The organism is Catenuloplanes niger (genome assembly GCF_031458255.1).
GTDB classification, from domain to species: domain Bacteria; phylum Actinomycetota; class Actinomycetes; order Mycobacteriales; family Micromonosporaceae; genus Catenuloplanes; species Catenuloplanes niger.
On record NZ_JAVDYC010000001.1, the window covers coordinates 1053579 to 1066591 of the forward strand.

The window sequence follows — 13013 nt, forward strand, 5'->3', positions numbered from 1 at the left end:
CGACGTCCGCCCCCGCCGTGCCGCCGCGAGCGGTGAGGTGGCGATGAGCCGGCCCGGTTCAGCGGTCGTCGCCGAACCGCAGCGTCGCACCGAGACCGCGAGCACGGTGCAGGCGCTCCTCGACGAGCAGGGCGAACAGCAACGTGGCCACGACCAGCACCGGCAGTGCCACCAGCAGACGCGGATCGGCGCGCAGCGGCATGTCCAGTCCCTCCGTGACCGCGGCCATGCCGAGGGCGGGCCCGACCAGCCAGGGCAGGGCGCCGCCGACCGCGGCCGCGGTCGACACCGCCGCCGTGACCAGCGGCAACAGCTCGATCGCGAGTACCGTCCGCCCCTGACTCACGGACATCCCCATGGTCCTGAGCCGGGACAGGGCCCGACCGCGCGCCACCCCGTCCGCGGTGACCGACACCGCCACGGCCAGCAGCGCGAGCAGCAGGCCACCGGCGGCCCCGGCCGCGTGGACGAGGCTGAGCACTCCGTTAATGCCGCCACGGCTGAGCGCGGCCCGCTGGTCGCCGGCCATCACGACGCGGCTCGGGACCGGCAGTTCGGCCGGGCTGAGCTCACGGCCGAGTTCCACGGCGAGCGCGCCGATCTGACCGTCGTCGGCGACACGGAGCAACGCGGCCGGGTCAGCCGCCTCGCCGGCGAGCAGATACCGGTTGGCGATCGGCTCGGCCGGCACGGTCTGCCAGGGCAGCACGATGAACTCGCGGGCACCGGGTATGAATCCGGGGAACGTATCGGCGACCGCGGCCACCCGGAACGCGAACCGACGACCGCGTACGTCGGTGAGGGCCCCCTCGCCGACCGCGGCGGCGATCGCGGGTGAGACGACGGCCGGGACCGGGCCCGACCCGTCCGCGGCCGGGTCGGTCAGGAACGCCGGTAGCGTGTACCGCACGCCGGCGGCCTCGAGAACCGCCGCGGCGGCCGGGCCGTCCAGCACCATCTGCTGGGCCTGCACCAGTTCCCGGGTGCCGGTCGGGGTGTCGATGCGCAGCCGTGTCCCCGCCTCGACCGACGCAGCGGCGACCCCGCGCACGCCCGGCAGCACTGCGAGCCGGCCCGCCGTCGGCGCGCTGAACGCCAGGCCGTGGACGGACGAGTCGCCGCCGACGGCGAGGTCCACGTGGTGGTCCCGCGCCCGGTCGACGGCCGACGCGACGGTGGCGGTGAAGGCACCCGTTGCCGCCGCTACGACCAGCACCGCCAGTGGAGCGCGCACGAGCGGCCGGCCGTGTGCCGCCCGGCCGAGCCCGAGGAGCAGCACCGGCCCGCGGACGCGGGCCGTCGCACGCCGGGCCAGCCGCAACACCGGTCCGATCGCACGGGCGGCGGACAGGGCCGCCGCGATCGCGACCAGGGCGGGAATCGCCGCCAGGAACCAGTCCACCCCGGACTGCTGGCTCAGCCCGCGCCGGCGCAGCAGGAACACACCGAGCGCGGCGAGCAGCACCACGAACGTCTCGAGTGCGGCCCGGCGCAGCGGATCCGCGTGGCGCGGCACCGGCCGTGCCGACAGCACCGGGACGACGGCGACACCGAGCACGGCGACGGCGACGACGGCCGGAACCTCCCATGCGGCCGGCCGGCCCGGCACGCAGGTACCGGCCAGCCATCCGGCGCCGACCGCGAGCGGGACGACGCACAGCACCTCGGCCAGACATCGGGCCGCGATCGCCGCTGCGCTGCCGCCCCGGGCGCGGATCAACGCGAACTCGTCCCGCCGCCGGTCCACGGCCAGCCGTGCGGTCAGCAGGATCAGCCCGGTGAGCGCGGTGGCCAGACCGGCGAGGACGACCGCGAGCAACGCGGACACGGCGCGCAGCCGGGCGGCGAAGTCGGCCAGTACGGTGTCGAGGCCGGTGACCAGGACCGTGCCCTGCGGTGGCCGGCGCCGGGACTCGACGACGGCCGTGGTGACCGTGGGCGCGGACGCGGCGGTGAGCGCGTCCCCGGTCCGGTACCGCCAGTCGTAGCGGAACACGCCGGTGCGGGACGCGGCCGCGGCCAGTCCTGACCGGTCGGTCAGCAGCGTGACGCGATGGGTGAAGGTGCCGGCGTCCGCGCACGGCACGGTGGTGACCGCGAAGTCGTCCCACACCGGGTCGGCGGCGTCCAGCGGCTCATAGATTCCCACGATGCGGATCGGTACCGTGCCGGCGACCGTGAACGACCACCCCACCTCGGCGCCGATCGCGTCGGCGGCCGAGCGGGACAACACCGCCTCGACCTCACCGCCCGGATGGCCGGGCGGCCTGCCCTCCACCCACCGCAACGCCGTGAGGGTGCCGGTCTGGAAACGCAGCGTCACCGGCGGCTCGCAGTCGCCGTCGACCGGGATGCTCATCTGTGCCGGTCCGGCCTGCGCGCCGAACCAGCCCTGCGCCAGCACCTCCGGCAACGGCTCGGGGAAACTCGCGCGACGGCCGTCGAGCTGGGCCTCCGCGGCCGCCACGTCGGCCGTCTCCCCGCCACCGCTGTCGTGCACCAGGCGCAGATCCCGTACGCGCGGCGGCAGATCGGCCACCAGGCCCACGTCGGTCCGCTCGCTCACCGCCCGCATCAGGCCGGTGATCAGCAGCGCGGCCAGCAAACACAACAACCCCAGAGCACCCAGCGGCCCCGCTGCGGTCATGAGCCGACGCAACAGTCCCATCCCGCGCATCCATTCCGTCCGTCCGATCGGATCCGGTCCCCTCACGCGTGGGCGACCGGATGCGGCGGGTCACGGCAGACGTCCGCGTGTACCGCGAGTGTCAGCCGCGGCACAACACCGGGGTGAGACACCATCCCGGCGTGGCCGCACCGGGGCCGACCATGGCCGCCGCGTACATTCCCGCACCGGCCACGGTCAGCACGAGCACCATCACCACCAGCGCGAGCAGCGCCTCCGTCCGCATACCCGCCACTGCAGCACCCGGACGTCAACGTGCGATAGGCGCCGCGCGACGACAGGGGCCGACGCGGTCCGGCGCACGGCCGGTCGAGGGCACGTCGACCGATCATTGACCCGCCACCGATTGGGTGATCACCGGGCCCACGCGGACGGGCGCGCGGTGGCCACGGCCCGCTCACCGGCCGGAGCCGTGGTCACCGCGCGCCCGCGCGACGGCATCCGGTGCCGACCGCGGGCACCCGGCATCGCCGACGGCACGACCGGTTCTCCCCGACAGCCCCACACGTCACGCGTGCCGTGTGCGGCGCCGTCGGCCGGGCCACGGCCGGCCGGTGCCGGGCGACCGGCATGACAGAGAGGAACATCATGAGGATCGTCTTCTACGCCGTGGGTACCCGCGGCGATGTGCAACCGGTTGTCGCGCTGGCCGGGGCGCTGACCACGCGCGGTCACGAGGTCGTGGTCGGGGTCAACGAGGATCTGGTCGGATTCGCCCGGCGGGCCGGCGTGGACGCCCGTCCGCTGGGCGTGGACGCACACCGGTTCCTGCGGTCACCGGCGGGCCAGCAGTGGCTGGCCGGTGGCGACGTGCGCGCGTACCTGCGGGAGCTGATCGCGGAACGGCACCGGATCATCCGCGACGTACAACGCGACATGGGACCACTCGCCGGCGGCGCGGACGTTGTCGTCGGCACTCGCCTGATCGAGGAGGAGGCATCGACGCTCGCCGAATGGCAGCGTGTCCCGTTCCTCGGCCTGCACTACGCGCCGGTACGCCCGAACAGCCGCTTCGCCTCCGTCATCGTCACGCCCCGAAGGCTCCCGGCCCCGCTGAACCGGCTCACCCACGTCATCTACCAGCGACGGCTCTGGCACAGCAGCCGGGCCGACCTCAACGCCTTCCGGCACTCGCTCGGCCTGCCCCCGGCCGCCGCACCGGCCGATGTACGGCTTGCCGCCGCCGGCGTGACGGACATTCAGGCCTACAGCCGGTTCCTGCTCCCGGAACTGGCCGGATGGGGTGCGACCAGGCCACTCGTCGGCAGTCCGCGGCTGTCGGCGACGCAGCGGGCCGCGCTCGGCGACGGCGACGACGACCCGGGCCTGACGGACTGGCTGGCGGCCGGTGATCCACCCGTCTACTTCGGCTTCGGCAGCATGCCGGTCCAGGACCCGGCCCGGGTCCTGGACCTCATCCGTACGGCCGCGCGCCGGATGGGCGTGCGGGCACTCGTCGGGGCGGGGTGGAGCGACATGGCGGCGGACACGGCACGGGATCCCGACGTCCGGGTGGTCACCGCCGTCGATCACGACGCGGTGCTGCCGGGCTGCCGTGCCGCAGTGCACCACGGCGGATCCGGATCCACCGCCGCGTCCCTGCGCGCGGGCCTGCCCACCGTCATCTGCTCGGTCTTCTCCGACCAGCCCTTCTGGGGCAGGGTCGTCCGCCGCCTCGGCGTCGGCGACACATTCCGGTACACCGCGCTGTCCGCCGACCGGCTCGTCCGGGCCACCCTGCCGCTGCTGGCCGACGGCACCGCGGCCCGTGCCGCGGCGCTGGCCGAGCACCTGCGCACCGAGGACTCCACCGGTGAGGCCGCGACCCTGATCGAGCGTGCTGGCCGGTGAACGGACCGGTGCGTCCACCGGCACCGGCAGCGACCCGGTGTTGAGCCGCTGTCGACGCACGGGCGTTGCGCTTGACCTGCTTCGCCGTACGTTCTCAGGAGGAACCACCATGAAGCTGCACGCCGCACTGGCACGCGCGCTGGCCGGGCACGGCGTCGACACCGTCTTCGGGCTGATGGGCGACGCCAACATGTTCCTGGTGCACAGTTTCGTGCATGAGATGAAGGGCAGGTACGTCGCCGCGGCTCACGAGGCCGGCGCGATGTTCATGGGCTTCGGCTACGCGGCGCTGTCCGGCCGGCTGGGCGTCGTCACGGTCACGCACGGCCCGGCGCTGACCAACACGGTCACCGGCCTCGTGGAGGCGGTCCGCGGCCGGGTGCCGCTGCTGCTGATCGCCGGGGACACCGCGACCACCAGCCGGGAGAACATCCAGGACATCCCCCAGCGCGACGTGGTCCTGCCGACCGGCGCCGGATTCGAGCAGGCCCGAACGCCGGAGACCACGCTCGCCGACCTCGCGATCGCCGTCCGCCGCGCACTGGTGGAGCAGCGCCCCGTCGTGTTCAACGTCCCGTCCGACCTCATGTGGACCGACGTCCGCTACGACGAAGTGCCCCTGCACCTGCCGCAGCCGCAGACGCCGTACCCCGACCCGGCCGCGGTCCGGCATGCCGCCGCACACATCGCCGTCGCACAGCGGCCGCTCGTCCTCGCCGGGCGGGGCGCGATCGCGGCCCGCCGGGAGGTCCTCGCGCTGGCGGCCCGCATCGGTGCGCCCGTCGCCACCACGCTCAAGGCCACCGGCCTGTTCGACGGGGAGCCCGGCGACCTCGGTCTCGCCGGCGGACTGGCCGCTCCGGCCACCCGGCAGCTGATCGAGGAGTCCGATCTGCTGATCGCCGTCGGCGCCGGACTGAACCGGTACACCACGGACAACGGGGCGCTGCTGACCGGACGGCGGGTGGTCGTCATCGACACCGCGCCGGACGGGCACACCGGATACGACGCTGCGGTACGTGGCGACGCCGGCGTGGTGGCCGAGGCACTGATCACGCAACTCGACGCGGCGACGGTGCCGGGCAGCCGGTTCCGGGACGCCGTCGCCTGGCGCCTCGACCGGTTCCCCCGAAGCCGTCCGGCCACCTCTTCGGGGACCGTCGACGTGGAGACCGCGCTCCGCCGGATCGACGAGATCCTGCCGTCACCGCGCGTGGTGGTCAGCGACGGTGGACGCTTCATGATGGAGTCGCTGCGCTTCATCCGAGTCTCCGATCCGCGCAGCTTCGTGTTCCCGGAGAACTTCGGGTCGATCGGCACCGGCATGGGCGCGGCGATCGGGGCGGCCACCGTGCACCCGGCCGATCCCGTGGTCCTCGTCTGCGGCGACGGTGGCTTCATGCACGGCGGGATCGGCGAGTTCGCCACCGCCGTACGCGAGGGACTGGATCTGATCGTCGTGGTCTGCAACGACGGGGGGTACGGCGCGGAACACGTCCAGTTCGTCGACCGGGGCCTCGACCCGCGCCTGTCGCTGTTCTCCTGGCCGGACCTGGCGACCGTCGCCGGCGCGCTCGGCGGTGACGGGGTGACCGTGCGGAGCACCGACGACCTGGCCTACGCCGAGAAGGCGATAGCGGACCGGACCCGCCCGCTCCTCGTCGACGTCCGCCTCGACGTACGGCAGATGACGCCGATGCCGCACTGAGACGGGCCCGGGAGCGCCCGCCGGTGTCTCACCGGCGGGCGCCGCCGCGGCGCATCAGGTGAGGGTGAACACCAGGATCGAGCCGGGATTCGCCAGGCCCAGGGTCGGGGTGCCGGCCAGGTCCGCGGCGATGCCGGACACGTCGGTCGAGACGTAGAACGTCCGGCCGTCCGCGCCGAACGCGAGGTCGCGGTAGCGGTTGACCGTCCGCCACAACGCCGTCGGCTCACCGGCGCTGATCCCGTCGGCACCGACCGGCACCCGGTAGACCGTGCCGTACTTCAGCGACGGCACCAGCACCGAGTTCCGCCAACCCGGCACACCCGACGACGCGTAGAAGGCCGCGCTCGACGGCGCGATGGTCGGCCAGCACATGTGGTAGACCGCTACGCCACCCACGACGCACCGCGGATCCTGGAAGTTGAAGCCGTTCGGGACGGTGTGGAACGTCCGCATCGGCCCGACCAGCCGGGGATCGGTGAAGGCCGTCTCCCGCTGGCGTGGCACGGACGCCGGCGTCACGAAGTCGCTGTAGGTCAGGCTCTCGCAGTCCGGTGCCGCGGACCAGTTGTCATAGGTGTACGCCCGATCGTCGCGGTACCCGTTGACGTGCGGCCAGCCGTAGTTGCCGCCCGCCGTGATCAGGTTGAGTTCGTCGTCCGACTTCGGGCCCTGCTCGGTGGAGTAGAGCAGCCCGGTGGGCCCGAACGCCAGCCCCTGGGCGTTGCGGTGCCCGTAGGAGTAGACGTGGCTGCGTACCCCGTTGATGACCGGGTTGTCGAGCGGAACCGTGCCGTCCAGGTTCAGCCGGAGCACCTTGCCCTGGTAGGCGCTCCAGTCCTCGGTCAGCACCTGCCGCAGCGTCGGCAACGCCTGGGAGAGGATCGGCTGGCAGTAGAGGGTGGCCTGGTTGTGCCCGCCGTCACCGATCGTGTAGTAGATCTTCGAGTCCGGGCCGATGACCAGCCGGCCCGAGACGTGGTCGATGGTGACCGGGAGCCCGGCGATCAGAGTGAGTGGTGCGCCGAGCGTCCCGGTGGAACGCTGGTAGGTGTAGCGGACGATCTTCTGTCGGCGCAGCAGCACCGCCGCGGCAGGATCGGCGTCGTAGGTGTAGGTGAGGTAGGCGTACGGGTTGCTGTTCGTCCCCTCCAGCAGATCCGGGTGCAGCGCCATGCCGAGCAGACCGTCCTGCGGGCCGCCCGGCGTCGCCACCACGTCCGGGATCGTCACCGCGGTCTTCTTCTCACCGGTCACCATGTCGACCCGGGTCACCCGGCCGGCCGACTTCTCCGTCACCCACAGATGCCGGTCCGGCCCGGTGAGGATTTCCCACGGGTTCGCCAGCCCCGAGACCAGCACCCGTGAGGTGAACGCCGGCTCCGCGGCCCGCGCCGGTGCGGCGGCGACGCCCACGACGCCGACCAGCGCTCCCAGCAGCGCCGCCGATGCTCGTCTTCCTGCCGTCGTCATGATTCTCCTGTCGCTGATTTCCGCCGCGTGACCGCGGCCACGCCAGTCGACAGCGCCCACGACTACATCGGATCAACGCGGCATAGCGGCGCGCGAAACCCGTCCCCCACCAGCGGGTGCGGCGTCAGCGCAGCAGCGGAATGACCTGGGCGAACGCCGTCATGTGCGGTTCCAGCACGCCGTAGTAGGAGATGCCGAACTCGGCGCGGTAGCGCCGCAGCCGGTCCGCGATCTCCGGCGCCGAACCGCACAGCACGCTCGGCAGACCGAGCAGGTCCTCGTCGCGCATGCCGGTCGCCGCGCGCGCGATGGTCAGGTCCGCCTCGGCCGGGGTGCGGCCGGCCGCGCCCACGATCATGTTGAGTTCCAGGTCGGCGAAGCGATCACCGGCGGCGGCGCGCACCGCGGCGATCCGGTCCGCCAGGGCCCGCTCCGGCGCGACCCCCGGGACGACCGCCGCCTGCATGGAGAACCCGACGATGTCCGCCTCCCGGCCGGCCAGCTCGAGCAGTCGCCGACCGGCACCGGCCAGCATCACCGGCGGCGCCGGCCGGTCCGGCTCCCCGGCCAGCCGCTGCCGCACCTCGCGCAGCGTGTCGGCGAGCCGGGCCAGCCGCTCGGCACCGGAGCCGAACGGCAGCCCGGCCGCGGCGAACTCGTGCTCCATGTACCCCGTACCCAGGCCGAGTTCGAGACGGCCGTCGGTGAGCCGCCAGGTGTCGGCCACGTCCCGCGCCAGCACCCACGGGCGGTAGAGCGCGGCGTTGAGCACGAACGTGCCCAGCCGCATCCGGCCCGCCACCTCCGCGGCGGCGACCAGGGCCGGGAAGGGCGCGGTCATGCCCAGATGGTCGGGGATCTGCAACACGTCGTACCCGAGGTCGGCCGCGTGCCGGACCTTGGCCAGCCAGGCGGACCGGGACCCGACGCCGGTCAGGCCCACACCGAAACGAAACGGTCGTTCGGACATCCTCCGAGTATGACGTCCGTCGATGTCATCCGCTGTCCCGTGCCCCCACGCCGTGGCAGAAGGCCGGAAATGCGTTTCTCCGTCCGCGTGCGATCAATAGGATCTGCGGGCGTTGAGGAGGATGACACGGTGGGCGATTTTCAGCAGTTCGTAGCGGACGTGACGAGGCGTCTGTCCGCGATGTCCGAGAGTGAGTTGTACGTCGTCGGGGACCACCTCGACCGTGACTCGATCTGGCTCACCTTCCTCGACTCCTTCCCGGCCGGCACCAATCCCCGGTTCCGGGAGCGTTCCGAGTACGACTGCTCGACCTGCCGCGGGTTCATCAAGAACGTCGGAAACGTCGTCGAGATCCGTGACGGGCGGATCCGTACCGTCTGGTCCGGGGTGTCCGCCGCCGACCCGGTGTTCTCGGTCGTCGCCGCCGCGCTCGACGCGTTCGTCCGCACGCTGCCGCTGACCGGCGTGTTCCGCACCGCGGAGGCACAGTACGGGGCGAGGACGACCCGGACGCTGCGCGACGGCCGGGTCGAGACGTGGCACCACCTGCACGGCCGGGTGGCGAAACGGCATCGCACCACGGACGTCGGCACGGCGCGGGGCACCTTCGACTCCGCGGTGCGGGTGTTCGAGCGTGGACTGGCGGAGCTGACCCCGCAGGCCCTGGACACCGTCGTCGACCTCATCGACGGCGACGCGCTCTACCGCGGCACGGAGCACCGCCGGGCCGTGACCGAGTTCCGGACGCTGCAGCACCGATGGACGCGGGCGGCCGACCGGCGGGCCTTCGTGTTCGCCAACGCGGCGAACCCGGCGGCCCGGTTCCGCAACACGGTGATCGGCACCCTCGTCCAGGATCTCTCCGAGGGCGTCGACCTGGAGCGGGCGGTCCGGTCGTTCGAGACGAAGGTGGCGCCGCAGAACTACAAGCGCCCCACCGCGTTGATCACCCCGGCCATGGTCAAGGCCGCCATGCGGACCATCGACGAGCTGGGCATCGAGGAGTCGCTGGAGCGCCGCTTCGCCCGGCTGTCCGACGTGTCGGTCACCGACGTGCTGTGGGTCGACAACGACACCCAGCCGCGGATGAAGGACGGCCTCGAAGGGCTGCTGATGCGGGCGGCCACCAGCAGGCCGTCCACGGCGCGCGCCCGTGACGGGAAACCGGAGGAGATCCCCGTGGTCGCCTTCATGAAGGACGTCCTGCCCGGCGCCGCGACCATCGACCTGTGGGTGGCCAACAGCCACGAACCGCACTTCGTCAGCCTCACCACCGGCCGGCACCCGGCCGCCCCGCGGCTGTTCACCTGGGACAACGACTTCGCCTGGTCGTACGGCGGCAACGTCACCGACTCGATCAAGGAGAGGGTCAAGCGGGCCGGCGGCAACGTCACCGGCAAGCTGCGGGTGAGCCTGTCCTGGTTCAATCACGACGACCTCGACCTGCACGTGTTCGAGCCCAACGGCGACCACATCTGGTACCGGGAGAAGCGCAACAAACTCGACGTCGACATGAACGCGGGCGGGGCGTTCTCGCGCGAGCCGGTGGAGAACGTCACCTGGACCGGCATCATCCCCGACGGCGAGTACCGGATCGAGGTGAACCAGTACAACAAGCGGGAGAGCAACGACGTCGGCTTCGTGATCGAGACCGAGAGCAACGGGCGGATCGAGCACTACAGCCACGATCGGGCGGTCGGCCACAAGGACACCGTCGAGGTGGGCCGGATGACGGTCACCAACGAGGTGATCACCGATTTCCGGCCGGGCAGCGACATGCAGTCGGGCAGCACCGGAAAGGACCTGTGGGGAATCACCACCGAACAGTTCGTACCGGTGTCCACCGTCATGTACTCGCCGAACTACTTCGACGGCAACGAGGTCGGCAACCGCCACTACTTCTTCATGCTGAAAGGGTGCGTGAACGACCAGCCGACCCGGGGCATCTACAACGAGTTCCTCCGCGGCGACCTGCAACCGCACCGCAAGGTCTTCGAGGTCCTCGGCGACCGCACCAAGTGCGAGCCGACCCCGGATCAGCTGTCCGGCCTCGGCTTCAGCTCCACCGTCCGCAACTCCGTGCTCGCCAAGGTGACCATGACCGGCGGCCGGCGTCGCCTCCTGAGCATCCAGTTCTGAACACCCGCCCCCGACACAGGAAGAAACCGTCATGAACATCTTCGAGAAGGCCACCCGGGAGAAGTTCCGCTACCCGTCGGCCAAGGGCCAGCTGACCACGGAGCAACTGTGGGAGCTTCCGCTGACCGCGAAGTCCGGCTTCAGCCTCGACGAGGTGGCCAAGGCCGTCAACGCCGAACTCAAGGCCGTCGACACCGAGTCGTTCGTGGCCACCGAGACCAACCCGGCCAAGGCGACCCTGGAGACCAAGCTGGAGATCGTCAAGCACGTCATCGCCGTCCGCATCGCGGATGACCGGGCGGCGAAGGCGGCGGCGGCCAACAAGCTGGAGAAGGAGAAGCTGCTGGAGATCCTGGGCCGCAAGCAGGACGCGGCCCTGGAGAACCTGACCGAGGCAGAACTGCTGGCCCGGATCAACAACCTGTAGCGGGCGGGTCAGCACACGTCACCGACGGTGCTGACCCACGACTGCCGCGCACCGGGCATGCCGAGATCCGTGCTCGCCCGGCTCCCGTACCTCGTTCCCGGCCCGCACCGGGGAGCAACGGGCCGGGCTGCTCCGCTACATCCCGCGGGTCCGAGCCGTCGGAGGCGGCGCCGGGCCGTACGCGCGCGACGGTTAGGACGTTCGAGGCGACCATCGGGTCACCGGATTCGTCCGCCGGTACCGCAGGCCCGGCGCTGACCGGGTTCGGTCTGTCGCGGATGTTCCGAGGACGAGTCGCCGTGGTCCAAGTCGCGGCGCGGCCGGTCTCACTAGCCTTCCCGCCATGAGTACGCTCGCCATCGTCGGCGCGGGTTCCCTGATGGGCCGCGCCATCGCACATAGGTTCGCCGCAGAGGGCTTCGACATCGCGCTGATCGCACGGGACAGGGACCGGCTGGAGTCGATCGCGGAGAGCATCCCCGACGGGCGCGTCGGCGTCTTCCCGGCGGACCGGTGCCGTGTCGAGCCGCATGGTGGTGCCTCAGATCTCCAACGTCGCCATCGCCGTCTCCGCCCTGCGCAGCTATGCCCTGAACCTGAACGCCGGGCTGGCGGGCAGCGGTGTCTTCGCCGCGCACGTGTCGATCGCCGCCAACATCGGTCAGGGACGCCCCCGGTCCGAGCCGGACGTCATCGCCGAGGAGTACTGGAGGCTGCACGTCGCGCGCGATCAGGCGGACTTCTACTACCACGACCTGGACGACACCCCTCCGGTGCTGTCCGACAGGTACACCGTGGGCTGAGACGTGACCGCAGCCGCGGCGGACAACGGTCACCGGAGCGTGGCGCTCGGCGCGTGACCGAAGCGCTTCTTGAAGGCGCGCGTGAGGTGGCTGCCGTCCGCGAAATGCCATCGTGCGGCGACCTCCGTGATGGTCAGCGTCCCCGCGGCCACATCACGCCGCGCGCGGTCCAGACGACGGTGCCGAATGTACGAGGCCACGCTCTCCCCGGTCCGGGCGAACGCGCGCTGCAGCGTACGCACGGAAACGTTGAACTCCCGTGCGAGCGTCACGGCGGACAGTTCGCGATCGAGGAGCCGGCTGTCCGCCAGCCGTTTCGCCGCCTCCGCCAGCGCCGGTGCGAGCAAGGGCTCCACGTCGTCGAACGCCCCTCGCGGCACCGCGCCGGCCAACTCGACGAGGGTGTCGCGTGCGGCTTGCAGCCCGGCCGGACCGAGCGTCGTACTCATCGTGCGCACCATCTCGGCGTGTGCGGCCACCATCCGGATCTCCGGGGTCGACGCGGCGCCGCAGGCCGTCGGCGCGGCGAGGGCACCGGCCGGCATCACGATGTGCAGGGAGTTGGCGCCGGGTTCGGAGTGGAAACGCTCCAGCGCGCCGCGATGCAGCAGGAACTCGCCGGCCCGTACGGTCCGGGTGACGCCGTGGCGTTCCTCCAGCGCCCAGGCACCCTGGCGGACGATCCACAGGCGCACCTTGCCGGCGCTGACGTCGGGCAACTTCGCGGTGTTGAACGCGGGCGCGTCCCGCACACTGCTGATGGCCACGTCATGGACCCGGGACGCCAGGATCGTGCCCCGGAAACCGGCGACGGTCGACGGGGTGAACGCCGGCAGCCGGAAGCTCTCGCCCATCACCGCGGCCCACCGGCGACGAAAGGAGTCGAGGGCCGAACTCATGGAGCGAAGATACTGCGCGGGCGCGGACGGGCTGGCGATGTCGTCACCACCTCGATA

General features: G+C 71.9%; 10 protein-coding genes. 5 read left to right on the forward strand and 5 right to left on the reverse strand.

Translation table 11 applies throughout. The features are described from left to right. Positions 1–58: 58 nt before the first annotated feature. Both J2S44_RS04650 and J2S44_RS04655 read right to left on the reverse strand, forming a co-directional pair. The gene (locus tag J2S44_RS04650) at positions 59–2647 is read right to left on the reverse strand and encodes a hypothetical protein (protein ID WP_310409305.1); all 2589 of its coding nucleotides are present in this window, start codon (positions 2645–2647) and stop codon (positions 59–61) included. A gap of 121 nt (positions 2648–2768) precedes the next feature. After that, positions 2769–2912: a hypothetical protein gene (locus J2S44_RS04655; RefSeq protein ID WP_310409306.1), complete on the reverse strand. Its 144-nt coding sequence runs from the start codon at positions 2910–2912 to the stop codon at positions 2769–2771. 362 nt (positions 2913–3274) lie between these two features. Between J2S44_RS04655 and J2S44_RS04660 the strand changes: the two genes are divergently transcribed. Further along, positions 3275–4537, forward strand: coding sequence for a glycosyltransferase (locus J2S44_RS04660; RefSeq protein WP_310409307.1), 1263 nt, complete (start codon positions 3275–3277; stop codon positions 4535–4537). A 109-nt stretch (positions 4538–4646) separates the two neighbouring features. Then, the gene (locus tag J2S44_RS04665) at positions 4647–6245 is read left to right on the forward strand and encodes a thiamine pyrophosphate-binding protein (RefSeq protein WP_310409309.1); all 1599 of its coding nucleotides are present in this window, start codon (positions 4647–4649) and stop codon (positions 6243–6245) included. 54 nt (positions 6246–6299) lie between these two features. Here the strand turns inward: J2S44_RS04665 and J2S44_RS04670 are convergent, their stop codons facing one another. After that, a complete protein-coding gene (locus tag J2S44_RS04670; protein WP_310409311.1) occupies positions 6300–7718 on the reverse strand; it encodes a glucose/sorbosone family PQQ-dependent dehydrogenase in 1419 nt (472 codons plus the stop codon). A gap of 124 nt (positions 7719–7842) precedes the next feature. Next, positions 7843–8688, reverse strand: coding sequence for a TIGR03621 family F420-dependent LLM class oxidoreductase (locus tag J2S44_RS04675; RefSeq protein WP_310409313.1), 846 nt, complete (start codon positions 8686–8688; stop codon positions 7843–7845). Positions 8689–8817: 129 nt separating this feature from the next. Between J2S44_RS04675 and J2S44_RS04680 the strand changes: the two genes are divergently transcribed. The 3 genes from J2S44_RS04680 (at position 8818) to J2S44_RS04690 (ending at position 12057) form a co-directional block, all read left to right on the forward strand. Next, the gene (locus J2S44_RS04680; RefSeq protein WP_310409314.1) at positions 8818–10827 is read left to right on the forward strand and encodes a DUF8224 domain-containing phage-derived protein; all 2010 of its coding nucleotides are present in this window, start codon (positions 8818–8820) and stop codon (positions 10825–10827) included. Between the two features lie 31 nt (positions 10828–10858). After that, positions 10859–11254 carry a hypothetical protein gene (locus J2S44_RS04685; RefSeq protein WP_310409316.1) on the forward strand — a complete coding sequence of 132 codons (396 nt, stop codon included), beginning with the start codon at positions 10859–10861 and terminating at the stop codon, positions 11252–11254. Positions 11255–11784: 530 nt separating this feature from the next. Continuing rightward, the gene (locus tag J2S44_RS04690) at positions 11785–12057 is read left to right on the forward strand and encodes a hypothetical protein (RefSeq protein WP_310409317.1); all 273 of its coding nucleotides are present in this window, start codon (positions 11785–11787) and stop codon (positions 12055–12057) included. Positions 12058–12086: 29 nt separating this feature from the next. On the opposite strand, the gene J2S44_RS04695 is transcribed toward J2S44_RS04690, so the two are convergent. Next, the gene (locus J2S44_RS04695) at positions 12087–12956 is read right to left on the reverse strand and encodes a helix-turn-helix domain-containing protein (RefSeq protein WP_310409319.1); all 870 of its coding nucleotides are present in this window, start codon (positions 12954–12956) and stop codon (positions 12087–12089) included. Between the last annotated feature and the right edge of the window lie 57 nt (positions 12957–13013).